This is a genomic window from Pseudomonas sp. QD4, from assembly GCF_049199125.1.
Classification (GTDB): Bacteria; Pseudomonadota; Gammaproteobacteria; order Pseudomonadales; family Pseudomonadaceae; genus Aquipseudomonas.
Genome location: NZ_JBLZOM010000001.1, coordinates 1726135 through 1751164 on the forward strand (window position 1 = coordinate 1726135; position 25030 = coordinate 1751164).

Sequence of the window (25030 nt, forward strand, 5' to 3'; positions counted from 1 at the left end):
TTTTACCCCACAACAAGAAATGGAGTTGGATGCATGAAAAGGTTTGGCAGGACTCTGCTCACACTGTCCCTGTTGGGCGCCATGGCTGGCGGCGCCCAGGCCGACGACAAGGTGCTGCGCGTCTATAACTGGTCGGACTACATCGCCCCCGACACCCTGAAAAAGTTCGAGGCCGAGACGGGCATCCACGTCACCTACGACGTTTTCGACAGCAATGAAACCCTGGAAGCGCGGCTGCTGGCCGGCAAGTCGGGCTACGACATCGTGGTCCCGTCCAACAGCTTCCTGGCCAAGCAGATCAAGGCCGGGGTCTACCAGCCCCTGGACAAGTCCAAGCTGCCCAACTGGAAGAACCTGAACCCGGTGCTGCTGAAAAACGCCGCCGCCAGCGACCCCGACAACGCCCATGCCTTCCCGTACATGTGGGGCTCGATCGGCATCGGCTACAACCCGGAAAAAGTCCGCCAGGCATTGGGCACCGACGCGCCGCTGAACTCCTGGGACCTGCTGTTCAAACCCGAGAACGCCGAGAAGCTCAAGGCCTGCGGCATCAGCTTCCTCGACTCGCCGACCGAAATGCTGCCCGCGGCCCTGCACTACCTGGGTTTCCCGGTGAACTCCCAGGACAAACAGCAGATCGCCCAGGCTCAGGACGTGTTCATGAAGATCCGCCCTTCGGTGGCGTACTTCCATTCGTCCAAGTACATCTCGGACCTGGCCAACGGTAATATCTGCGTGGCCGTGGGCTACTCCGGCGACGTACTGCAAGCCCGCGCCCGGGCTGAAGAAGCCAACAACGGGGTGAAGATCGACTACAGCATTCCCAAAGAAGGCGCCGGCAGCTTCTACGACATGGTGGCCATCCCCCGGGACGCGAGCAACGTCGACAACGCCTATGCCTTCATGAACTTTCTGATGCGCCCGGACATCATCGCCGAGGTCACCAACAGCGTCGGCTACAGCAACGCCAACGCGGCGGCCACGCCCCTGGTGGACGAAGCGATCCGCAACGACCCGGCGTCCTACCCGCCTCAGGAAGTGCTCGCCACCCTGTACGCGATCCCCGACCAGCCCATCACCGTGCAGCGCCTGATGACCCGTGGCTGGACCAAGGTCAAGCTCGGCAAATAACCCCGGCGCGCCAGCACTCGGCGCGCCCCTCACTTCCGTTCCCGTCGCGCCTTACCACCGCGACCTTTGCTGCGAACGGCTTCACCCGGCCCCCCTCGGTTGGGGTGAACCCCTTGGCGCCTTCACCGCCCGCGTGAAAACCACTGCGTTTTCACACGGTCTGTCAGGGCGCCTTTTTTGCGTTCAACTGACACTGCCCAGCCGCGCGCGCCGCCAGGGAGCGAAGGTCAGGACACTGAACAGCGCCAGCCCGCAGACGCTCAAGCCGCCGTACAGCATCACCCAGCCAAAGCCATGGGCCAGGGCCGCCTGCGCCGAACCGCCGGCCAGCCACGGCAAGCCCTCAAGCGCACCCTGGCCGGCGGCGATCTGCTCCGCCCAAAGGTGCACTTGCCCGGCATCCAGCACGCCGCTCAGGTGACGCTGCAGATAGGCGCCGACCCCGGCCACCAGGATCAGGCCCATCAAGGCGATATTCAGCGCCAGGGAAATCATCCGCGCGCTCATGTCGATGCCCGAGGCCATGCCCGCACGCTCGGCAGGCACCGAACCGGTGGTGGTGTTGGTGACCGGGGTATTGGTGATGCCCAGGCCGATCCCCGCCAGCAAGGCGCCGGGCAGTATCGCCAGGTCATTGACCGCCGCCCACTGGCTGGCACCGTACATCGCCACAAACCCCAGGCCGATGCAGGACAACCCCAGGGGGATCACCCGGCCGGGTTCGAAGCGCAGGGCCAGGCGCTCGCCCACCGGAGGAAAGACCAGGGTCGGCAAGGTATAGGCCAGCAGCGCCAGGCCGCTGTGCAGGCTGTCGTAGCCCAGGGCGCTGTGAAAGTAGATCGGCAGGTAGATCATGAAGGGCCAGAAACTGAAGTTCATGCCCATGGACCCCAGCAACGCCCCGCAGAAGCGACGGTTGCGCAACACCTCCCGCTCGAACATCGGTTGCGGGCTGCGGCGCTCGGCGCGGACAAAGGCGGCGCAACAGGCCAGGGTTGCCAGGACCATGAGCACGGTGCCGGGGCGGCTCAGGCTCGAGCCCTGGGTCAGGAGAAACGCCAGGCCGAACACCGCCAGGGACAGCAGCACAATCCCCGCGCCATCCAGCTTGCCGGCCCGGGCCTGGCGCGATTCCTCCACCCCGCCCAAAGCCAGCCCCAGGGTCAGCAGCGCCAGAGGCCCGTGCACCAGGAAGATCCATGGCCAACTGGACAGCGCCAGGATAACCCCGCCGATGATCGGCCCAAACCCCAGGCCGATGCCAAACACCATGCCCCAGGCCGCGAAGGCCCGGCTGCGCTCCCGTCCCTGGCGAAACTGCTGGGACAGGATCGCCACCTGGGTGATCAGCATCGCGCCACCGGCCAGCCCCTGAAGCGCTCGACCGGCAATCAGCAGGTTCACGTCCTGCGCCAGGCCGCAGAGCAACGAGGCCAGGCCAAAGGCCAGGATGCTCAGCACAAACACCCGCTTGCGCCCGAAGCGGTCGGCCAGGGCACCGGTGGCCATCAGCACCACGGTGCAGGCGATGGTGTAGGCGTTCATGATCCATTGCAGGTCCTTGAAATCACCCTGCAGGCGGCTTTCCAGGGCCGGGAGAATCACCGGCACGCTGGAGATTTCCAGGCCGAACATCAGCGCGGCCAGGCAGACCGCTGCCAGGGCCAGTGGGTTGGATGAAGGAGATGGTGACATCGAGTGGTTTCCAGAAAGAGGGTCGGCAGGTTTCAGCCGCTGGCGACTGCGGGCTCAAGTCTGGGCAAGCCCGCTTGATGACGGAAATGATTAAATTTTGTAGGATCCAGTAATTCCCATCATGAATGGCAGCCTGTCTTGAATATCGATCCCACCCTGCTGCGGGCCTTGGTTGCGGTCCATGAATGCGGCGGCTTCACCCGCGCCGGCAAACGCCTGAACCTCACCCAGTCGGCAGTCAGCCATCAGATCCGCCGCCTGGAAGAGCAACTGGGCCAACCCCTGCTGCTGCGCACCACCCGGCGCCTGAGCCTGACCGAAGACGGCCAGGACGTGCTGCAGCACGCGCAGCAGATCCTTGCCTCCCTGGATGCCCTGGCGCGGCGCTTCCAGCCTTCGCGACTGGGCGGCGTGGTGCGCTTCGGCGTCCCCGAAACCTTTATGGGCGAGCGTCTGCCGCCGCTGCTTTGCCAGTTCTCCCGGGCCTTTCCCGAGGTGCGCCTGGACGTCAGCGTCGGCACCTACCTCGACCTGCGCAAAATGCTCAAGGCCGGGGAACTGGACCTGGCGGTGGTGCTCTCGGAGACGGGGCGGCGGGACAGCGGCGAAGTGCTGCGCAGTGCCCGCTTCGTCTGGGTCGCCGCCGAGCACTTCGACCTGGCCCCGGGGGCCTCCCTGCCCCTGGCCCTGGCGCCGGCACCCTGCGTCAACCGGCAGATCGGCCTCGACGCCCTGGGCGCAAGCGCCGGCAGCTGGCACCTGGCGTTCAGCTCGCCCAGCCAGGAAGGCATTCGCAATGCGGTGCTCGCCGGCCTCGGGGTGACCGTGCAAATGGCCAGCGACCTGCGCCCGGGCCTGCGCATTGTCGACGGCGAATACGGTCTGCCGACGCTGCCCGGGGCGCGCTTCCTGCTGGCCTGGAGCAGCGGCGAGAAGAGCGCGGCGGCCGAGGCGTTCGGCCAGTTGCTGGTGCACAACGCCGAGCCCCAGGCCCGAGGCATATCGGTGGCGAGGGAGATTGCGCCCTAGCCCGCGCAAGCTGCCAGTCCACAGAAGTGGTATTTTTCCCCGCGTCTGCCATGGCTAAGGGGCATGAAGCCCGAAGCCGCCATTTTTCAGGGAGCCGTACCGATGAAGTCACCCGTTCACCCTTGCCCGCTGCCCAGTGACTCCAGCATCGCCGCCCTCGCCCCCGGCGCGACTTTCATCGATTGCCGCCAGACCCTGGCGACTGATCCCGAACGCACCGCCATGCGCCATGTGCTGAACCTGATGAGCCAGACGCCGGCCTGGATCGACCACCTGATGAGCCTGCGCAACCGCGTGGTGCAGCTGTTCGGCCTCAAGGACCTGGGGCGCCTGACCCGTATCGACCTGTCCCGCCCCGACGAGGATTACCAGCCCGGCGACCGGGTCGGCATCTTCACCCTGATCTCCCAGCGCCCCGACGAGGTGCTGGTGGTGGACCGCGACAAGCATCTGGATGTGCACCTGTCGCTGAACCTTCTGCCACTGACCGCCGATGGCCAACGGCCGGTGGTGCTGTCCACCGTGGTGCACCCGCACAACTGGCTGGGGCGCCTGTACATGCTGCCGGTGGCGCCGTTTCACCGGATCATCGCGCCTATAACCCTGTCCGCCATCAATCGCCGCTGAACCTCCCTGTCCAAGGATTTTTGCCGTGCATACACCCGATTTCGATGTTGTTGTCGTAGGCCTGGGCGCCATGGGCGCCGCCACCCTCTACCAACTGGCCAAGCGCGGGGTGAAGGTGCTCGGCATCGACCGGTTCACCCCGCCCCACGACCTGGGTTCCAGCCATGGCGACACGCGCATCACCCGCCAGGCGGTGGGCGAAGGCGCGGCCTATGTGCCGCTGGCGATACGCTCGCAGCAGATCTGGCGCGAGCTGGAAAACGAGCTGGATGTGCAGCTGTTCGAACAGTGCGGGGTGCTGGTGATGACCTCCAGCGCCACCGCGCCCGCCGCTGACAGCGCCGCGGACTTCACCGAACACAGCATCGAGCTGGCGCGGCGCAACGGCATCGAGCATGAGGTGCTGGACGCGGCGCAGATTCGCCAGCGGTTCCCGCAGTTCGCGCCGATCCACGACAGTGCCCTGGGCTACTTCGAGCCCGGCGGCGGTTATGTGCGCCCCGAACGTTGCATCGAGGCACAACTGACCCGCGCCCAAGCCCTCGGGGCGACCTGGATCGGCGGCGAAACAGTGACGGCGCTGGCCAACGAAGACGGCCTGGTGCGGATCACCAGCCAAGGCCGCAGCGTGACGGCGGGCAAGGCCATTGTCTGTGCCGGCATGTGGTCGAGCGAACTGCTGGGGGCACCGTTCGACCAGTTGCTGCGGGTCTGCCGGCAAACCCTGTACTGGTTCAAGCTCGCCCAACCGACGCCCTTCGCCCCGCGCTCGCCGAGTTTTATCATCCACGGCGCCAGCGAGGCCGAGACCTGCTACGGCTTCCCGCCGGTACCCGGGGAAGGCAGCATGAAAATCGCCACCGAGCAGTACAGCGCCACCTCGCTGCCGGACACCCTGGATCGCCAGGTCAGCAGCGCCGAGGCCGAGCAGATGTACCGCCATCTGGTGGCGGTCAATTTCACCGGGGTCACCCCGCAGTTGGTGAAGTCGGCGGTCTGCGCCTACACCGTGACCCCGGATTCGGGCTTTATCATCGACCAGCACCCGCGCCTGGCCAATGTCACGGTGGTCAGCGCCTGCTCCGGGCATGGCTTCAAGCACTCGGCGGCCATCGGCGAAGCCCTGGCTCAACGCTGTGTCGATGGCCGCAGCGATGTCGACCTGAGCGCCTTCAGCTTGCAGCGCTTCAGCAGCGGGCAGGCGCTATGAGCGGCTAAAAGCGCCGATCTTTGGGCTATTGGGCAAAAACAGCCTGGGTACGGCGTTTTTTCGTGTTTGGGCGACGTATTCAACCTTGCCGGTTGGGCCAGTCTCTACGATTCTGTAGGAACCCCTGCGGGCGATGCGTCGTCGTCCCAGGCACAACAACAGGAGCGCCCCATGAAGAGCGTCGCGCAAGTACTCAAGCTGAAGGCCCAACACAACCAGAAAGTCCACACCATCGCGCCCCACCAGATGGTGCTGGAGGCCCTGATGCTGATGGCGGAAAAAAACGTCGGCGCCCTGCCGGTCCTGGAAAACGGCGTGGTCGTGGGGGTCATCAGTGAGCGCGACTACGCGCGCAAACTGGTGTTACACGGGCGGTCCTCGGTTGGCACCCCAGTCAGCGCAATCATGAGTTCGCCGGTGATCACCGTGGACTCGCACCAGAGCGTAGAGACCTGCATGGGCATCATGACCGACAGCCATCTGCGGCACTTGCCGGTGGTGGAGAACGGGCAGTTGCTGGGCCTGCTGTCCATCGGCGACCTGGTCAAGGAAGCCATCGCCGAACAGGCCGACCTGATCCGCCAGTTGGAGCAATACATCCGTGGCGAATAGCCCGTAGCCCCTGCCCAAGTCTCGGGCTGCGCTCGGACGTTGGCCCTGATCGATGCCGAAGATGCACCTGACACACCTCCGGCGTCCTCCAGGGCCAGCGCAGCCTCGTGCCTCGGCAGCGGCTACAACCGTATGACGTAGGGCGTCGTTTAACAGCCTGAAACAGTTAATCCCCCCGATTCACCCGTTCAGCGCCTGTGCCCTGTCTGCGCGCCAGGGCTTGCAGCGCGCGGCATGCAGGCCACTTGCATCCCCGGCGAAGCATTCGCCAACACCTGCGTGGCCGGGAATATCCCCCATTTGCCCTCGTAGCCCGGTAACATCGCGCACACTTTTATGACCACTTAATGACTGGAACCCTCTTTGTGAATTTCATTCGTCACGGGTTGCAACACCCCCGCGCCGCGCTTATCGCCCTGATCGGCTGGGTGCTGGTCCTGCCCCTGGTCCTGCGCGCCGTGCTGGGCTGGTCCGAACCCCTGGGCTACGTCTCCGACCTGGCCATCGGCAGCCTGCTGGTGGTCACGCTGCATCGCCGGCCCTGGTGGCTGGCGCTGCCGGTGCTGCTGGTGTGGAGCCTGTTTACCCTGTCCACCGCCGAGCTGGTCACCGCTGTCGGCCGGTTGCCGACGCCGGCAGACCTGCACTACCTGATCGACCCGCAATTCCTGGGCAACTCCACCGGCGGCGGCATGTCCCAGCCCTGGATCGGCGTCGCCCTGCTCCTGGCCCTGGGCCTGTGGCTGGCCACCCGCTGGGCCGGCCGGGCCCATGCCGCCCCGCCCTTGCCGCGCTACAGCGGCTGCGTGCCGGTGCTGCTGTTGATCGCCCATTGGGGCACCCAGAACCTGCAGCCGTCCGAGGCTGACCAGTGGCGCCTGTTCAACCTGCCCCATCAACTGCTGGCCGCCGGTGTCGGTGAACTCCAGACCCGCGCCGAAGACTGGCTCGAAGGCGATATCGCCGATATCCCTCCACAGATGGCCGGGCTGACCCAGCTCGACCTGCAAGGGGAAAAACTGCTGGCGGCCCCTGGCCGGGCACGCAACGTATTGATCATTGCCCTGGAAGGCATCCCCGGGGCCTACATCGGCGCCAATCGCCAGGCGCTGCACAGCAGCTACCAGGAAAACCTCATGCCCAACCTCAGCCGCTGGGCCGAGCGCGGCATGAACACCCCGGACTACGTGCTGCACACCCACCAGACCATTCGCGGCCTGTACGCCATGCTCTGCGGCGACTACGACAAACTCGACAACGGCACGCCCAAGGGTGTGGAAATGCTCACCCAGAGCGAGCGCAACCAGGCCTGCCTGCCGGCCCAACTGCGCAAGAACGGCTTCGCCACCCACTACCTGCAGGGTGCGGGCCTGCGGTTCATGGCCAAGGACCAGATCATGCCGCATATCGGCTTTGCCGCGACCCACGGCCTGGAGTGGTTCAAGAACGACAACTACCTGGAATTTCCCTGGGGCAAGGACGACAAGGCCTTTTTCGAAGGCGCCCTGGATTACGTCGGCCAGCTGAAAAAACAGAAAAAGCCCTGGATGCTGACGCTGCTCACCGTCGGCACCCACCAGCCCTACTCCGCCCCCGACGACTACCTGCAACGCTACGACAGCCCCAAGCAGGCCGCCGTGGGTTACCTGGATGACGCCCTGGAACAGTTCCTCAGCGGCCTGGAACGCAAAGGCGTGCTCAAGGACACCCTGGTGGTGATCACCTCGGACGAATCCCACGGCATCGACGGCGTACGCCTGGCCTCTTCCTGGGGGTTCAACCTGACCCTGGCACCGGAGCAGGCGCAACTGCCGAGGATCAAGTCCGGGGTCTACGGGCATGTGGACCTGAGCGCATCGATCCTCGACTACTTCGCCTTGCCGGTGCCCTCCGCCCTCAGCGGCCGTTCGCTGTTTCGCGAGTACAGCAGCGGGCGCGAGATCATGTCCTACACCAACGGCAAGCTGCGTTACCACGATGGCCTGGGCACCCTGACCGAGTGCGACTTCCAGCAGCGCTGCCGCTACTACGCCAGCCCCGGCTTTATCGCCGAGCGCGCCACCCTGCTGGGGCAGTACGGCGGCCAGCGCGCGCGCCTGATCAGCGCCCGGGCCACGGCCCTGGACGGCACCCTGCTGCGCACGCCGTTGAACCAGCACTACCAGTTCGGCAGCCCGGCGGTGATCCCGTTGCAGGCGCAGATCAAGGATGACTGGGCCGACAACCTGATCGGCGCCCAGTACCTGGAAATGCCCAAGGGCTCGCAGACCAGCGTGCGCCTCAAGGTGCGCTCCCTGGACCCGCAACAGAACGCCTACATCCTGCTCAAGGCCAAGGAACTGGAGCAGGATGTGCAACTGGGCCTGCCGGACGGCGAGATGCTGGTGACTCCGGACCAGCCCCTGGAACTGGACTTCCGCTTCGCCAACCCGGAGTCGCGCAAAGCGTTCTCCTTCCACCTGCTGGGCTATGGCCATGGCGCCATTGAAGTCAGTGATTTCAGCGTGGTGACCGAAGTGCCCGGGCAGGAAGAAGCCCTGGACGATGTGCCGGACGACCACGTCGCCCAATCCAGTTGAGCCGCCGCCGTTGCCGCGCACCTCGACGCCGCGGCAACGGCATCACCACCTCGCCTCAACCCCTGCCGCTACAGTGCTGCGAGCGCGCCCTGCGCCAGCTGCCGCCCCCACCGTTACCTGCTGAAACAACTGCGCCGGCCATTCCGGCGATTAAAATTACCTGTACATGAAACTTTTTTTGTACAGCTTAAGTCCGACCGTTGATGTCATTTAAATATCAATAAGCCATCACTCGGCGCCCGCTGTGGCAAGCGCCTGTGACTTCTTCGGCCAACGGTTCAGGAACCACCTCCCATGTTTTCCAATCTGAGCATTTCGCAAAAGCTGTATGCAGGTTTCGGCCTGGTCCTGCTGATTATCCTGGTCCTGGTGCTCTCGGCGTTGCGCGGCTTCGATCAGGTCAGCAGCAGCGTCAAAAGCAACATCCACAGCTACGAAGTGATGAACGAATCCGGGTCCCTGCTACGCAGCCTGATCAATATCGAAACCGGCGTGCGCGGTTTTGCCCTGAGCGGCCAGGAGAGTTTCCTGCAACCCTTGCAGGACGGTGAAAAAGCCTTCGCCGAGTATTACGCCCGCATCAAGAGCAGCACCGCCGACAACCCGGCGCAGCAGTCGCGCCTGGAGCGCATCAAGGTCCTGCACGATCAGTGGATGCAGGACGATATCCAGAGCCACCTCAACCTGCGGCGTGCGGTGACCGCCGGCACCCAGCCGCTGTCGGCGCTGCTCGAGCAGATCGCCGCCGGCCGCGACAAGGCCAAGATGGATGGCATGCGCCAGCTGATCAGTGAACTGCGCGACGACGAACGAGCACTGCTGGAGAGCCGCTCCACCGCCATGGTCGAGGCCAAGCGCTCGGCTCTGGTGATCCTGATCGGCGGCGGCCTGGCTGCGGCAGTCCTGGCGCTGCTGGTGGCCTGGTCGCTGTCGTCGAACCTGGTGGGGCGCATCCGCCAGGCGGTGGACGTGGCCAAGGCGATTGCCGACGGGCGCCTGGACAGCAGCATCGCCAGCAGCGGCAAGGATGAAGTCAGCAACCTGCTCAGCGCCTTCGCCGTGATGCAGGAACGCCTGCGGAGCATGATCACCGGCATCAAGCAAGGCGCCGATCAGTTGGTGGTCGCGTCCCAGAGTATCTCCAGTGCCTCGACCCAGCTCTCGGCGTCGGCCCATGAACAATCCCACTCGGCCTCGTCCATGGCGGCCACGGTGGAAGAACTGACGGTCAGCATCAACCACGTGGCCGACAACGCCGGCGAAGCCCACGCCATGTCCAGCGACTCGGGGCGCCAGTCCGAGGAAGGCGGCAGCGTGATCCAGGACACCCTGGCCAGCATGCGTCTGATTGCCGACACGGTGCAGTCCTCGGCAACCCAGATCGCTGAACTGGACCAGCACTCCGAGCAGATTTCCAGCATCGTCAGTGTGATCAAGGGCATCGCCGAGCAGACCAACCTGCTGGCCCTCAACGCCGCCATCGAGGCCGCCCGCGCCGGCGAACAGGGCCGCGGGTTCGCCGTGGTGGCCGACGAAGTGCGGCTGCTGGCGCAACGCACCGCCAACTCGACCCAGGAAATCACCGAGATGATCAAGAAAATCCAGGTCGGCACCCGGGATGCCGTCACTCAGATGGACGTGGGGGTGGAGCAGGTGAAGACCGGGGTCGAACTGGCGCAGCAGGCCGGGGAAGCCATCGTCAATATCCGCCAGTCTTCAGGCAGCGTGGTGCGGGTGGTGGATCAGATCTCCCTGGCCCTGCGCGAACAGACCGCCGCCAGCCAGGACGTGGCGCGCAACGTCGAGCGCATCGCCCAGATGTCCCAACAGAACAGCCAGGCCGTGGAGGAAACCACCGCGACCGCGCGCTCGCTGCAGCAGTTGGCACAGAACCTCGAACAGCAGGTGAATGTGTTCCGCCTGTAAACCCGCCGGACCCAGCGCTTCACGCAGGTGAAGCGCTATGTCAGATCCACCTGGGGTCGATTTTCCCGGACCAGGCCAGCAGCGCCGCCAGCAGGAAAAAACTGCCACAGGCGGTTTCGACCTTCTGCTCCACGGCCGGCGCCGTGCGGTAGCAGTGACCGACAAAGCAGCCCTGCTGAAAGTCGCCCCCACGAATGATCGCCGCCAGTTGCGCCTCGGCTTGCAGGCGCATGGCCTCGCCATCGGCCGCCGTGGCCGCCAGCCCGAGCAGGGCCAGGGAGGCCATGGCCGCCGCGCAGGGATCATCCGCACCCTGGGGTTCATACAACCGATTGACCGGCCCGGCCAACGCCCGGCTGCGCAACCAGTACGCGGCCGCGCGCTGGGCATCGGCAGTGAATGGCGCGCCGTAAAGCTCGGCCCCCACCCCCAGGCCGAGCATGGCCCAGGCCTGGCCCCGGGACCAATTGCCGGGCGCATCACCAGCCTGCCACTGCCCCTGGACGAAGCGCCCATGGCTGCTCCAGGCACCGTCCGGCCCGGCACAGGCCCGAAACGAACTGTGCAGTTGCTGGCGCCCCAGGCCCAGGGAGCGTGGCTCGGCGTCCATGGCAAACAGGTGCAGGGTCGCGGCCAACGGGTCGATACTCAGACTCTGATCACCCTGTTCGCCACCGCCCATGTCGCGCCCCAGGGGAATGGCCCCCAGCAACGGATTGAAGGCCTGGGCCAAACGCTGGCTCGCCTGGCGTGCCAGCTCGGCAGCGGGCTCGCTGCCCAGCAGGCTCGCGCCAAGTCCGGCGCCGTACCAGAAAATCAGGCTGCGGTGATGGGTGTCGCTGTCGAGCTTGTCGGCCAGGCGCTGGCTGATCTGCTCGGCCTGTTGCCGATCCTGGTCCGCGGCGCGGCAATAGGCGCGCAGCCACCACAGGCCGGCCCAGAAACCGCCCAGCCAGGAACCGCCGGCGGAGACTTTCCAGGGCTGGTCGAGGCCCCGGCAATACAACGGGAAGCCCTCGCCACAGGCGGCGTCGATCAGCTCCAGGCGCGCCAGCAACTGGTCGATGGCGCGCTGCACTTCCGCCGATTGCAGCGGCGCCTGGGTGCGGCTCAAGGCGTTCATTCGACAGCCCTCAGCAGCGGCTTGGCCGCCACTACCGGTGCACGCCGATGGCGTTGCCGAGCGCGGTACAGCAGCAGGCTCAGTACGCCTCCGAGCAGCAGCACCCCAATCAGCGCCAGCCAGGCATCGGCGAAGCCCAGGGACCCGCGCAACAGTTGCCCGAACAACACCGGGCCCAGGGCGAAACCGCCAAAGAAGCCCACCGAGAGCATGCCTGCCGCCGGTGCCGGGCTGCCGAAACCCGGGTCGCGCAACACCATGCTCATGGCGATGGCATTGGTCGCCACCGCCGTCAGGCCCATGCCCAGGGCGCCGGCCCACAGCAACCAGTGGCGCTCCGGGGTGGCCAGGGAGGTCAGCCACAACGCCACCCCCGACAGCAGCAACAGCGCGAGCAATAACCAGGACTCATCGGCCATGCGCGCGCCCAGCGGGGTCAGGCAGGTGCGGGCGACGATGCCCATCACCCCGAAGCCGGCGATCAAGCCGCCGATCAGGCCCGGGCTCATGCCTTGGCGGGTGGCGAACACCCCGAGAAAGGTCACGAACGACGACAGCACGATGCCCACGCACAGCTGCACGCTCATCAGCAGCGCCAGGCGTCCATTGGGCCGGTGCAGGGCCAGGCTCATGGGCTTGGCCTGGTGCGCGCGCGGGGCCACGCGCGGCCCCAGGACCGCCAGGAGCAAGGCCGGCACCAGCATGGTGGCCAGGGCCCCGCGCCAGCCCAGGCCCAAGGCCAGGCCCGGTAGCAGCAGGCCGGCGAACAGCGCCGAAACCTGGACCCCGGATTGCTTCAGGCCGACCACCGAGGCCTTGTCCCGGGGGGCGACACGCTCGGCGATCAACAGGTTGGTCGCCGGGTTGGCCAGGGCCTGGGCAATGCCGCAGACCGCCAGCGCCAGGACCACCCCGGCAAACCCCGGCAGGCTCGCCAGCAACGCATACGCACCCGCCGTGGCCCAGAACAGCCAGGCCAGGGCACGCCGGGTACCCAGGCGATTGACCAGCGGCCCGGCCCACAGCGACAGCAGCGCGGCAAAACCAAAGGCACTCATGATCAACCAGCCGAGCCAGTGGGTCGGCACGCCGAGGTCGGCCACCAGCAACGGGCCCAGGGTGCCGACGGCGTAGAAGATCAGCATCGGCAGGGCCATGGCGGCGGTCAGTACCAGCCGCAACCCACCGCCGCGCGCCGTATTGCCCTCGCTCATCGTGGGACTCCCACCGGCCGTGATGGCCAGTCGAAATCCAGCCCCGCCTCGCCGCAATTGTCCAGCAGTTGCCGGCCCACGGCGCTGATCAGGGCATCGTCGGTGCCGTCGAGGATATGGGTGGTGCGCGCAGTGCGATAAATGCCCGACAGCGGCGACAGCTCACTCAGGCCCTCGGCGCCCATGATCTGGATCGCCGAGTCGGCCGCCATGCTCAGGGCCTGGGAAGCCGCGACCTTGGCGATATTGACTTCGACGCTGTTGGCCACCCCGGCATCGTATTTATCGGCGGCGTCCTGCAACAGCGCACGGGCGCTGGCGATGGCCTGGTAGACCTGGAACACCCGCTGCCGCGCCAGTTGCTTGTCCCCCAGCCGCGCCTGCTCGCCGCGCGGCGAATGGATGCGCGCGCACATCAGGTCGAAGCAGCGCTGGGCCAGGCCCAGCCAGTGCACTGAGCGCAGCACCCGCCCCAGGCGCAAGCGCTCCTGCATCAGCGCCAGGCCCTGCCCCGCCTGCCCCAGCACATGGCTGGGGGGCAGCTTGACCTGATCGAAGAGCAACTCGCCCTGGCCGCAAAACCGCCCGAGGATCGACAGCGGCCGCACCACGCCAAACCCCGGGGCATCGCTGGGCACCAGCAACATCGACAATGCCCCTTCCAGCGGCCCCTCGGCAGTGCGGGCGATCACCGTGACCAGCGCTGCACGCTCGGCGCGGCAGATAAACCACTTGCGCCCGCTCAGCAGCCAATGGCCATCGACCCACTGCGCGCGGCTGCTCATGGTCGCCGGGATCGAACCAATGCTGTCGGGCTCGGACATGCCGTAGCTGGACACCATCGACCCCGCCGCCAGGGGCGCGAGAAAGCGCCGGCGGATGTCTTCGCTGGCATGCCGGGTGAGCATGTGCAGGTCCAGGGTCGCGTCGTCACCGAAGATCGCCGGAGCGTATTCCGAGCGCCCTTCCTGCTCGGCCACCGCCAGGTAGCTGCGCAGGCTGCTGACCCGTCCGCCCAGGGCCTGGGGGTAGAAGCTGCCCCACAACCCCGCGGCCCGGGCCGCGGCGCTCAGCTCGGCCATGCGCCGCGCCGCCTGGCGCGGCTCACCGGCCAGTTCGGCTTCATGGGGCAGGATCCGCTCATCGACAAACTGCCGGACCTGCCGCGCCAGTTCGGCGCTGTCCTGGGGGGCGGCGACCGCCAGTGCACTCAACATGCGATGCCCGCCCCGCTTTCGAGAAACGCCACTTCGGCGGCCAGGGATTTCTTGTCGATCTTGCCCGCCGGGGTCAGCGGCAGTTGACGGTAGAAGCGCAGGTATTCCGGCAGTTTGTTGACCTCCAGCCCCTGCTCGCGCAGGTAGTCGGTCAGCTCCGTCAGGGAGAAACGCGGCGCACCGTCGCGCAGGGTCACGCAGATGCACACGCGCTGGCCCAAGTCCGGATCGGGCACCGGGACGCAGGCCACGCTGACCACATCCGGGTGGCCGGTGGCCAGGGTTTCGATCTGCACCGGGCTGATATTGGCCCCGCCACGGATGATGATGTCCTTCTTGCGCCCGGACAGAATCAGGTAGCCATCGGCGTCGATGTAGCCCAGGTCGCCGGTGTTGACCCAGCCTTCGGCGTCCCGGTATTGGGCGTCGAGTTCCGGGGCGTTGACGTACTGCATCGGGCTCAGCGGCCCCCGGGCCTTGATTTCGCCAATGCTGCCCTGGGGCAGTTCCTGGCCGTGTTCGTCGAAGATCTTGATCGCGCAGACCGCCGGGTTAGGCCGGCCGACGCTGTAGAACACCACGTCCAGGGCATCGTCCAGGGTGTTATGGCAGTTCACCCCGTCCGCCGAGCCGTAGAGGCTGATAAAGCCGCAGCCGAAGGCCTCGACACAACGGCGCACGGTGACCTCGTCGATCAGCGACCCGCCGCAGATCAGGCCCAGCAGGCTCGACTTGTCGACCTCGGCCAGGCGCGCATCGGCGGCGATGCGCTGGAGCATGGTCGGCACCCCGAGGATATGGGTCGGCCGCAACTGCTCGATGGCCTCGATGGCCGCGCCGACATCGAACTGCGACAGCAGCGCAATCGAACCGCCGAGCCAGGACAGGCTGCCAAAGGTCGCGGTGGAGCCGAACGACGATCCCAGCGGCACCAGGTACAGGCCACGGAAAGTCGCACCCTCGGGGTGGATGCGTTGCAGGAAACGGCCGCGACCGCCCACCAGCGCGTTGTGCGAATAAGCCACGAGCTTGGGTTCCGACTCGGTGCCGGACGACACCAGCAGGCGCACCGGGGAATTGGCACAGACCGTCGGCAATTGCGCGTCGCTCAGGGGCTCGGCCTTGAGCATCGACTCCAGGCTCAGCCAGCCGGCACGGGCCTCGCCCTCGACAATCAGCACCCGCAGCGACAACAGGGTCGGGCGCAGCGCTTCGATCACCTGGCACAGGTCGATCCCGGCGTACTCGGCGGGGACGATCACCGCCCGCGCATCGCAGCGGCGCACCAGGGCCTGGATATCCAGGCTGCCACGGCCCGGCGGGAATGGCGCGACCACCGCCCCCAGGGCAGCGGCGGCGAGGTCGATGGCGCAACTGCGCCAGCTGTTGGTCAGTTGGTAGGCCACCACATCACCGGCGACGATGCCCGAGGCGCGCAGGCTGGCGGCCATGCGCAGCGCCGCGTCATGCAGCTCGCCATAGCTGAGGGTGCCTTCGGCGCAGAGCACTGCGGGTTTGTGCGGCTCGCGCAGGGCGTGCTCGCGGAACAGTTGATACACCGAACGATTGGGGTAGGTGCCGTCGGATTCCCAGACACGGCGTACATCGGCGGGGACCAGATCAATAATGCCTGCGTTATTCATCGAAAACTCCAGTGAGCGTTGACCGAGGTATAGGAATTCACGCTTAAACACGTCTTCAATCGCCCGTCTTCAGCCAGCTGCGACAGGTCTTGTACGACCACGGAGGTCGGGATGTCGGCGTCGCCCAGCACCTGTTGCCAGGTAGCAGCGGATTGCGACGCCAGGGCACTGCGCAACGCTGCGTCCTGCCCTGGCGGGCCGGCGCTGAGGTCGCAGTCGAGCATTCGTGCCAGGCGCTGGAGCTGCTCCGGGGTCTGGCAGTCGATGGCCAGCAGCCCGTCCAGGGTCGGGTACAGGCCCTTGAGCACTGAGTCCGGCGCCGGTTCGGCCTGCAACAGCGGTTCGCACAACAGGTTGGCGGCGCCCAGCAGCGAGCTATCGACACGCACCGCCTGGCCACTGAGGGCACGCTGGAGCAAGGCGGCGGTGACGCCCTGGGCCGCGACCACGCCACCCAGCACATCGAGTACGGTGAACAGCGAACCGCCCGGGGTGGCCGAGGCCTGGCCGATGCACTCGCCTACACCCGACCAGGCCTGGACCATGAAGTCGGTGCCCGGCAAGGGTTCGCCCGGACGGTCATGGCCCCAGCCACCGGCATAGGCGTACACCAGGCCCGGATTGATCCGCGCCAGGTCGGCGCGGTCCAGGCCCAGCTCGGCGGCCTTGCCCGGCGCCCAGTTGTGCAGGAACACCGCGGCGTTGCGGACCCGCTCAAACAACTCTTCACGGCCGGCCGCCGACTTGATGTCCAGCTCGCGCACCTGCTTGAGGCGGTTGAGCGCATCAAAGCGCACCGATACCCCATCGACACAGGGCGCCATGGAGCGCAACGGGTCGCCGCCAGGCAGTTCGATGCGCACCACCTCGGCCCCGAGCATGGCCAGCAAGTGGCCGGCCAGCGGGCCTTGAATCCGACGGCAGGATTCGATCACCGTCAGCCCGCTCAAGGGCAAGCCGCCCTGGGCCAGGGCCGGCCAGCCGGCGTCACTGCCAAGGCCGGCGCTGAAGGACCAGGGGCCCTGGCTGCGCTGGCGTGACAGATCGGTATCGGTGGCGCGCTGTTGCAGGCTGCGCAACGGGCATACGGCCATGCCGCTCAAGGCGCACAAGGCCTCGATGCGGGCCATCGACAAGCGCGACAGCGCCTGGCGAAACGCCGGCGGCATGGGCGCGATGGCCTTGGCATAGCGCAGCAGAAAAGCCTTCCAGCCCTGCCCCGCCAGCTCGCCGTCGATGCCCACGGCGGACCAGAAGCGGCGCCAGGGTTCGGCGTCGAGGGTTTCCAGTTCGAAGTGCAGGCCGTCGGCCGAGACAAAGGGCGGGCGATTCTTGGCGCAGGTGGCGCCCGGCAGCAGGTGCTCGGCCTCGGCGCCGGCCGTGGCACCCGCCAGGTATTGGCCGATGCCCAGCACCCCGGCCGCCGCCATCGAGCTGTGCACCTCACGCCACTCACCACCGCGCAACTGGCCCAGGGCGGCGGCGAAGGCACCTTGCAAGGCCAGGCTGGCGCTGAGGTTGGCCACATAGTCCAGCCCCAGCCCCTGGGCCTTGCCACTGGCCCGACCGTGCACTGACATCAAGCCGCAGGCGGCCTGCAGCGTATGTTCACTGAACGCCTGGGAGCGGCCATCAGGCCAGGCGTGAACCAGGGCCTGCACCGGTTGCAGGTCAGGATGGCGCAAGGTGAAACCCAACCCCTGCTGCGCCGGATCGGCATGGGTGATGTGTGGCGCAAGGCCCAGCGCCGTCGCTTGATAGCGCAGTGACGCTGCCAGCGGGGCGAACCCGGTGGCCGATGGAGCAAAGCCGCCGCTGAGGGTGCAGCCCTGTAAGAGAGGAGACATAAGACAGACGCCAGAGTGATTGCATGCCACTGCGCGATGGCCTCGGGTGAGGTATGCCGCGCAGGCCCGGAGGGTTCGGCGTACCTCAGCCGCCGGCCACGGCCGGGAGGATGGTGATGGCGTCGCCCGGCTTGAGCGCGGTGGCCAGGTTGTCGGCAAAACGGATGTCATCGTCGTTGACGTAGATGTTGACGAAACGGTGCACCTGGCCATCGCCGATCAGGCGTTCCTTGACCCCTGGATAGTCGCGCTCCAAGTGTTCGATAACTTCCAGAACAGTAGTGCCTTGAACTTCGACACGCTTTTTATCGTGGGTAAAAGTGCGCAACAAAGTGGGCACGTTGACGGAAATCGACATACAGAACTCCCCGAGCTTTATACAGCCCGTTATTAATAAGTTGATCGTTAGTTAAAGTTGGCCAGTCGTGGATTTAGCGAACGATATAAATACTTTCTTCAGTCACTTTGTTATCGATTATTCGAAAACTGCGGATCGGCGCTTCAGTGTCCGCCAGGGTTGAAATAATCACGTAGTGCACGCTCGGGTCGCCGGCGTAACGCACATCGTCGGCACTCGGATACGCCACGCTGGCGGTGTGCGAGTGGTAGATCACCCGACATTCCTCGTCGCGCTCATCCAACTCGCGCCAGACCCGCAGCTGCTGCTTCGGGTCGAAGCTGAAGAAGGTCGGCGAACGCGAGGCGTTGTCCATGGCGATCAGGCGTTCGGCGGTTTTCTCCCCCAGCGGCGCGGCGATGATGCCGCAGGTTTCCAGGGGGTGATCTCGCCGCGCCTGCTCCAGCATGGCCTCCAGCAGACCGGCACGAAGACTCAACATCTCGGCTCCCCAGTCCGACTCAGTAGGACGGCAACGATGGCTCGACATCACGCACCCAGGCCAGCACCCCGCCGTCCAGGTTGCGCACGTTGCTGAACCCACGCTGCTGCAATTCCAGCAACACCGCCTTGGAGCGCATCCCGGACTTGCAGTGCAGCACCAGGTTGGCGTGCTTGCCGAAGCGGGTCTCGATCAGCTCGGCGAGCTTGGGGCCCTTGGGCAGATGCTGGGCGCCCTGGATCCGCACGATGTCCCACTCGGTGCGTTCACGCACATCGATCAACAGCACGTCCTGGCCGCTTTCGCGCAGTTGGTGCAGTTCGCGGGCGCTGATCGAAGGGATGTCCGAAGGCTGCACGCCGACCGGCGCGGTCAGGCCGCAAAAGGCCTGGTAGTCGCTCAGGGCCTCGATAGGCCGGCGGTTGGGCAAGCGTCGCAGGGGCATTTGCCGGTAAGACATTTCCAGGGCGTCGTAGACCATCAGGCGGCCCAGCAGGCTCTCGCCAATGCCGGTGATCAGCTTGATCGCCTCGGTGGCCATGATCGCGCCGATGGAGGCGCAGAGAATCCCCAGCACCCCGCCTTCGGAGCACGAAGGCGCGAGTTCCGGCGGTGGCGGCTCGGGATACAGGTCGCGGTAGTTGAGGCCGACGCCGCCCGGGGCGTTTTCCCAGAACACCGAGGCCTGGCCTTCGAAGCGGAAGATCGAGCCCCAGACATAGGGCCGATTGGCCAGGACGCAGGCGTCGTTGACCAGGTAGCGGGTGGCGAAGTTGTCGGTGCCGTCGAGGATCAGGTCGTACTGGCTGAACAGCTCGACCGCGCTTTCCGGCTCCAGGCGCTGGTCGTAGACCTGGACCTGGACATGGGGGTTGAGATCGTGGATCGCGGCGGCCGCACTGTCGACCTTGAGCTGGCCAACCGTGGCCACCCGGTGGATCACCTGGCGTTGCAGGTTGGACTCGTCCACCCGGTCGAAATCGATGATGCCCAGGGTGCCGATACCGGCCGCGGCCAGGTACAACAGCGCCGGCGAACCCAGGCCGCCGGCACCAATCACTAGCACTTTGCTGCTCTTGAGCCGACGCTGGCCATCAAGGCCGACATCAGGGATCAGCAAGTGGCGGCTATAACGGGTTATTTCTTCGTTACTTAAGTTCGCTGTAGGTTCTACAAGTGCAGGAAGTTTCATAAGTAATACCTGTTTATGAATGCAATCGATTCTCAACTAGCAACTTGGATTAAGCAATTCAACCACCGGCGTTTTTCATATTCGAAGGGGACGAATTCGTATTCAATCGAACATCGGGCGCAACTTTCCGGCCGGTGCCCGGCCCTCTTCCGCGGGCCGGCCGCCTGCGCGATTAATCAGGCGAGAAAGGTCGACATGTCCTTGCACACGGCACTGAAGGCTTCGACAAAATGCCGCGCCTCGGCGTCGTTGAGCACCAGCGGCGGCTGGATGCGCATCACCCGGTTGTTGTTGGCGGTGACGAAGGTCAGCACCCCATGCTCGCGGGACAGCTTGCTGACAAAGCGCAGCACGAACATCTCCTCGAAGTTCTTCTCGACCTCGCTGATGGCTTCCTCGATATGCCGCTTGGCCTTGCCCGAGAGCATGCGGTAGGTGCCCGCCGCGTTGCCCGGGATACGGCTGGCGAACTCGCGGACAAAGGCCTCGACCCCACCGTCGAAGCTGTATTGGAACTCGATGGCGATCATCAGCCCCACGCCGCGCACCTCGCGGATAAACGGGTAGCCGCTGACCGCCTCGCGCAGGGCCTCCTTGAGCTGGCCGCCGACCCGGGCGGCATTGCCGGCCAGGTCCTGGTCGGCGATCACATCCAGGGTGACCAGGGCCGAGGCCGAGGCGAAGTTGCCGCCGCCGAAGGTCGAGGTGTGCAAGGCAAAGGTGTCGATGCTGCCGTAGGCGCGGTCCCAGAGCTGGGCGCTGGACAGCGTGGCGCCAATGGGCACGGCGCCGCCGGACAAGGATTTGGAGAGCACCATGATGTCCGGCACCACCTGTTCCCACTCACAGGCGAACAGCTTGCCGGTGCGGCCGAGGCCGGTCTGGATCTCGTCGAGAATCATCAGGCAATCGTGGGCATCGCACAGCGCACGCACCTGCTTCAGGTAGCCTGGCGGCGGCAGGATCACCCCGCCCTCGCCCTGGATCGGCTCCAGGATAAAGGCCCCGACATCGCCCTGGCCCAAGGCGGCTTCCAGTGCATCGAGGTCGCCGAAGGGGATCGAATCGCAGCGCGACAGCAGCGGCTTGAACGGGTCGCGGTGCTTGTCGCGACCGGTCACCGACAGCGCGCCCAGGGTCTTGCCGTGGTAACCGTTATCGCAGTACAGCACCCGCGGCCGTTGCATCGCGGCCATGGCCAATTTCAATGCGGCCTCGATCGCCTCGGTGCCGGAGTTGCTGAAGAACACCCGCTCCAGATTGCCCGGCGCCAATTCGCTCAGGCGCTGTGCCAGGAGGCTGGTCTGCAGCGGCACCGAGACGTACTGGACGAAGGTCGGGTGCTGCTGTTGCAGGTAGTCCTGCAACGCCTGGTTGACCCGGGGGTGGTTGTGCCCGGTGTTCAGGCAGCCGTAGCCGGCGACGAAATCCAGGTAGCGTCCGCCGTCCAGATCAGTCAGCCAGCAACCGCTGCCATGGGTGAACACGCGCTCGATATGGTTGAACTGGTAGAACTCGCGCAGCACCGGGTTGATGTGCTCGCCAAAGCAACGCAGGGCTTCGGCGCGCAGGGCCGCCGGCTGATCGATGGGGGTGGCCGCCACGCTGCGGCGATGGAAACGGCGCAGGGCCTGGAAGTCTTCCTCGCGCAGGCGCTCGCCATAGGAGGCCATGGGCGACGGCGAAAAACCATGCAGCTCGGCGATGCGGCCGATTTCCAGGACCCGCTCCTCGGGCAGTTCGCGGCCAATGGAGAACGCTTCGGCTCGGCCCTCCAGGGCCAGCACCAGGGTTTCCGCCAGGCAGCCGTTGAGGAACTTCTTGGGTGCCAGGCCCAGGGTCTCGGTGCCGAAACGCAGGGCTTCACTGGCCGACACCAGGCCACCGTCGATGATCAGGATGTCCTTGCGGTCGTGCCGGTACGGCAGCACATCGCGGGGCAGCGCGGCGTCCACCACCACCGAGCCCGGGGCCAGGCGGTACGGGTCGATGACCCCGCCGCTGGAGGTGGCGGCGACGTAGAAACGCAGCTCGTCGTAGCAGCTGTCGATGTCCGAGGTCAGGCGCACCTGGCCGTGCATTTCTGCCGGCAGGTAGGCCAGGCTTTCACGTCCCTGCTCGGCGCTGCCCCGGTGCACCAGGCGCAGACGGCAGCCGTCGCGGGCCAGGAGCTTGGCGATCACCAGGGCAATCGAACCCGGGTAACCGACCACCGCCACCTCAGCCTCGTCCGGCGCCACTTCCAGGCGCGCCATGGCCTCCAGCACGTTCTTGTAGGCGGCATAGGCGGTCAGGGAGTTGCCGGTGGTCACCGCCACGCCGCTGCGGTCCAGGGTCTGCAAGCCACGGTTGCCGACAATCGCGGTAAAGCCCCCCAGGCCCACCAGTTGCGCGCCCTGCTGTTGCAGGCTGTGCACGCCTTCGAGCACCCGGCCGGCAATGGTGCGCGGCTGGCTGAGCATCTGCTCGGCGGTCAGTGGCAGGTAATGCAGGATACCTTCGCAGGTGGCGCCGGTGGCACTGACGATGCGCCCGAAATCGGCGAACGGCACCAGGTTGCGCGGCTGCCACAGGTGAGGCTGATAGCCGCGATCCTGCTCGGCCAGGGTGCGGTCCAGCAGATCAATGATCTTGACCTGGCGTTGCAGGGCAATGGAGGTCGGGTGAGCGATAAAACCGAATTTCATGGTGGGTTGTCCTTGGTGCTGACTCATTGACGGTTCCAGGCGGTTTCGGAGACCAGGCTCAAGCCGTCGCCTTCCGAGTTATGGGCCAGCAACACGTCGAAAATATTCAATTGGCCGGGGCGCGTCAGGGCGCTGCGCAGGGCTGCTTCGTCGAAACGCACCAGGCGCTCGCGGTGCACGCTGATGGCACCAACCTGCTGCAGCGGCGCGGCCTGGAGCGCGCGGTGGGTGATGGTCACTTGCTGCGCGCCGTTGTGGGCATAGCGCTTGTCGAGGTAGGTCTGGATCAGCGAGAGCATGCCGTTGGTGAGGTAGAACAGGCTGACGTTGCGTGCGCTGGCCGTCGGGTCCCGAGACAGGCCTTCGGCCAGGCGCGTCTCGATGTCCGGCACCAGGGCCCGGGCGCCGTCACCGACAAAGGCCAGCACATTGCGCTCGCCGGTGATGGCGATATAGGGCAAGGCCATCAACCCGTCGCCCATCAGCGCGCGGCCATACCAGCCGGAGAACCCGGGGTCGGTGCGCGGCACGTTGCGTACCGCGGAGATCCCGCAACGGCCGACGTCGTAGACCCCGGTGTAGCGATAGCCCTGCTGCTCGATCAGCTCGCGCACCAGTTGCCCCAGGCGCTGGAAGAAGTAGTTGGAGGTCATCGGCAGGGTTTCGATGTGGTCGGCCGCCACGCTCTCGCTGCTGCGGGCCATGGCCTGCAACTTGTCGCGGCGCAGCTGGAGAATCTGTGGCTCGACCTGCAGGCCGCCCTCGATATGGTCGAGGAACACATCCAACGGCACATCCAGGGCCAGGTCGGTGAACGGCGACAGGTGACGCGGCTCATGGTTGACCTGGACCACCCGCAACTGGCGCTTGAGCTTGCCCTCGGAAAACGGCGTGGAGGCCTGGTCGACCTTGCCCTTGAGGAAAAACACGCAGTGCTCCTGGGGCCCGTTGAGTTCGTGCTCGGTGTGCACGAAGCGATACACCCGGCGACTGAAGCCATACAGCGACAGCGGCCCCAGGTACTCGGCCACCGGCCGGCCCTGGTGATAGGGGCCGATGCTGCCGGGCTGGGTGATGCTGTCGGCCAGGCCGATGGCGCCGCGTTCGGCCAGGGCATGCACGCGCAGGCGTTGTTCGGCGCTGAGCTTGCCGCACTGCCAGAGCAGGTGCAGCGGCTGGTGGTTGATCAGGTCCAGGGCCTGGTCCAGGGCCGCACGCTGGCCAGGCTCGAGAACCCGGGCCAAGGGCGCCGCGGGCTCCGGCAGGCGCACATCCAACGGCACCTGGGGCCGCGATTCGAGCACGCCCTGGGTGGCCAGGATAAACACCGGCTCGGCCCGCTCGGCGAGCATGGCGAAGGCTTCTTCCAGGCGGGCGCCGATCTCCTCGACCTTGCGGATAAACACCTGGCGCAAGCCCCGCGCCTCGATCACCCGCCGCCCGTCGTTGTCCACGTCCTGGGTACCCTGGAACGCGTACCACACGCTGTCCGGGCTGTCGGCGCAGATGATCAGCCCCGGCGCGCCCAGGCGCTTGAGGTTGGCCAGGGTGCCGCGAAACTCGTCGATCATCCCCGAGGTCACGGTGATCACATAGGCCCGGCCAAACAGCTGCCAGCCGGCCATGGCACTCACGGCCAGGCTGTGTTCGTTGCACCCGCCCAGGCAACGGATGCCGCTGCCGGCGACGTTGTCCTGCATCGACTGGATCAGCCCGGCGACCATGGAGCCGGTGTAGGAATGAAAGTCCCAGCGCTCCTGCCAGCGGCTGCGCATAAAGCGCGTGACCTCAGTGGCCAGGCTGACCGAGAGCAAGGGGCCGCTGATGGAGCGCGCCAGCAGCCGGTTGAAGTGGGCGTGCTCCAGGTGATCGAGGACGATCCGCAGCAGGTCGGCGCGGCGCGCTGCACGGTCCTCCCCCGCCACCCGCAGATGACGGTTGCCGCCAATGCGGTTCATCCACCCCGGCAGCGCCGGCAAGGCGCAATACAACAGCGCCGAATGGGGTGACAGGCGCGATTCGGGCGCGGCTTCGATCAGCTCGTCGAAGGGGTCCTCGGCACCGGCCTCGGCCTGGTGCCCGAGGTCGAGAATGAACAGCTCGTTGGACAGCGGCGGATTCTGGCAACGCAAGTGCTCTTGTGCCGCCCGTGGCGAGTCGAAGGTCAGCAGCCACAGATCGGGCAAGGCCGCGCTGTTCGCCGGGTTGCCTTGCAGATAGCGCCGGGCCTGGACCATCAGGGTTTCCAGCACCGCCTCACTGTGGGGACGGGGCCCGAGGGCACGGTGCATGGCTTCGCAATCGGCACTGGCCAGCGGCCAATCCGCGGCGTTGGCCGGTGGCTGCAAGCCGGCCTGCAACTGCTCGATGACAAATGCCACGTCTTCGATCAGAGGCTGAGCCTGGGTAATCAGACAGATACCTAAAGTAGCCTTCATGGACTCATCCCTATTAAGTCG

18 protein-coding genes are annotated in these 25030 nt (G+C 66.2%); 7 read left to right on the top strand and 11 right to left on the bottom strand.

The window, feature by feature from the left end; genetic code table 11:
- Positions 1-33 precede the first annotated feature (33 nt).
- Positions 34-1131 carry a polyamine ABC transporter substrate-binding protein gene (locus ACOZJV_RS07455; RefSeq protein WP_078472646.1) on the top strand — a complete coding sequence of 366 codons (1098 nt, stop codon included), beginning with the start codon at positions 34-36 and terminating at the stop codon, positions 1129-1131.
- Between the two features lie 183 nt (positions 1132-1314).
- Here the strand turns inward: ACOZJV_RS07455 and ACOZJV_RS07460 are convergent, their stop codons facing one another.
- Positions 1315-2826 carry an MFS transporter gene (locus ACOZJV_RS07460; RefSeq protein ID WP_421547237.1) on the bottom strand — a complete coding sequence of 504 codons (1512 nt, stop codon included), beginning with the start codon at positions 2824-2826 and terminating at the stop codon, positions 1315-1317.
- A 138-nt stretch (positions 2827-2964) separates the two neighbouring features.
- Between ACOZJV_RS07460 and ACOZJV_RS07465 the strand changes: the two genes are divergently transcribed.
- The 6 genes from ACOZJV_RS07465 to ACOZJV_RS07490 all read left to right on the top strand — a co-directional run bounded on the left by ACOZJV_RS07465 (position 2965) and on the right by ACOZJV_RS07490 (position 10809).
- Positions 2965-3855: a LysR family transcriptional regulator gene (locus tag ACOZJV_RS07465; RefSeq protein ID WP_201130473.1), complete on the top strand. Its 891-nt coding sequence runs from the start codon at positions 2965-2967 to the stop codon at positions 3853-3855.
- A gap of 102 nt (positions 3856-3957) precedes the next feature.
- Positions 3958-4482 (top strand): DUF2867 domain-containing protein, encoded by a 525-nt coding sequence (locus ACOZJV_RS07470; protein WP_201130472.1) that lies wholly within the window; start codon positions 3958-3960, stop codon positions 4480-4482.
- A 25-nt stretch (positions 4483-4507) separates the two neighbouring features.
- Positions 4508-5692 carry an N-methyl-L-tryptophan oxidase gene (gene solA, locus ACOZJV_RS07475; protein ID WP_421547238.1) on the top strand — a complete coding sequence of 395 codons (1185 nt, stop codon included), beginning with the start codon at positions 4508-4510 and terminating at the stop codon, positions 5690-5692.
- Between the two features lie 171 nt (positions 5693-5863).
- A complete protein-coding gene (locus ACOZJV_RS07480) occupies positions 5864-6304 on the top strand; it encodes a CBS domain-containing protein (RefSeq protein WP_078472650.1) in 441 nt (146 codons plus the stop codon).
- A 347-nt stretch (positions 6305-6651) separates the two neighbouring features.
- On the top strand, positions 6652-8883 hold the full coding sequence (locus ACOZJV_RS07485; RefSeq protein ID WP_421547239.1) for an LTA synthase family protein: 2232 nt from the start codon (positions 6652-6654) through the stop codon (positions 8881-8883).
- Between the two features lie 294 nt (positions 8884-9177).
- A complete protein-coding gene (locus ACOZJV_RS07490; RefSeq protein WP_078472652.1) occupies positions 9178-10809 on the top strand; it encodes a methyl-accepting chemotaxis protein in 1632 nt (543 codons plus the stop codon).
- A 40-nt stretch (positions 10810-10849) separates the two neighbouring features.
- Here ACOZJV_RS07490 and ACOZJV_RS07495 read toward each other — a convergent pair whose 3' ends face one another.
- The 10 genes from ACOZJV_RS07495 to ACOZJV_RS07540 all read right to left on the bottom strand — a co-directional run bounded on the left by ACOZJV_RS07495 (position 10850) and on the right by ACOZJV_RS07540 (position 25009).
- Positions 10850-11932: a glucuronyl hydrolase gene (locus ACOZJV_RS07495; RefSeq protein ID WP_421547240.1), complete on the bottom strand. Its 1083-nt coding sequence runs from the start codon at positions 11930-11932 to the stop codon at positions 10850-10852.
- Positions 11929-13146 (bottom strand): MFS transporter, encoded by a 1218-nt coding sequence (locus ACOZJV_RS07500; RefSeq protein WP_421547241.1) that lies wholly within the window; start codon positions 13144-13146, stop codon positions 11929-11931. The genes ACOZJV_RS07495 and ACOZJV_RS07500 overlap by 4 nt, the downstream gene beginning before the upstream one ends.
- Positions 13143-14363, bottom strand: coding sequence for an acyl-CoA dehydrogenase family protein (locus ACOZJV_RS07505; RefSeq protein WP_421547242.1), 1221 nt, complete (start codon positions 14361-14363; stop codon positions 13143-13145). The genes ACOZJV_RS07500 and ACOZJV_RS07505 overlap by 4 nt, the downstream gene beginning before the upstream one ends.
- Positions 14357-16006: a class I adenylate-forming enzyme family protein gene (locus ACOZJV_RS07510; protein ID WP_020296669.1), complete on the bottom strand. Its 1650-nt coding sequence runs from the start codon at positions 16004-16006 to the stop codon at positions 14357-14359. The genes ACOZJV_RS07505 and ACOZJV_RS07510 overlap by 7 nt, the downstream gene beginning before the upstream one ends.
- On the bottom strand, positions 16003-17853 hold the full coding sequence (locus ACOZJV_RS07515) for a CoA transferase (RefSeq protein ID WP_421547243.1): 1851 nt from the start codon (positions 17851-17853) through the stop codon (positions 16003-16005). The genes ACOZJV_RS07510 and ACOZJV_RS07515 overlap by 4 nt, the downstream gene beginning before the upstream one ends.
- 85 nt (positions 17854-17938) lie before the next feature.
- Complete coding sequence (locus tag ACOZJV_RS07520) at positions 17939-18211, bottom strand: MoaD family protein (RefSeq protein WP_078472658.1); 273 nt, start codon at positions 18209-18211, stop codon at positions 17939-17941.
- A 73-nt stretch (positions 18212-18284) separates the two neighbouring features.
- Entirely contained in the window at positions 18285-18692 is a 408-nt protein-coding gene (locus ACOZJV_RS07525; protein WP_421547244.1) for a Mov34/MPN/PAD-1 family protein, read from the bottom strand.
- A gap of 19 nt (positions 18693-18711) precedes the next feature.
- The gene (gene moeB / locus ACOZJV_RS07530; protein WP_421547245.1) at positions 18712-19884 is read right to left on the bottom strand and encodes a molybdopterin-synthase adenylyltransferase MoeB; all 1173 of its coding nucleotides are present in this window, start codon (positions 19882-19884) and stop codon (positions 18712-18714) included.
- A gap of 176 nt (positions 19885-20060) precedes the next feature.
- Entirely contained in the window at positions 20061-22571 is a 2511-nt protein-coding gene (locus ACOZJV_RS07535) for an aminotransferase class III-fold pyridoxal phosphate-dependent enzyme (protein ID WP_421547246.1), read from the bottom strand.
- 23 nt (positions 22572-22594) lie between these two features.
- Positions 22595-25009 carry a decarboxylase gene (locus tag ACOZJV_RS07540; RefSeq protein ID WP_078472662.1) on the bottom strand — a complete coding sequence of 805 codons (2415 nt, stop codon included), beginning with the start codon at positions 25007-25009 and terminating at the stop codon, positions 22595-22597.
- Positions 25010-25030 lie beyond the last annotated feature (21 nt).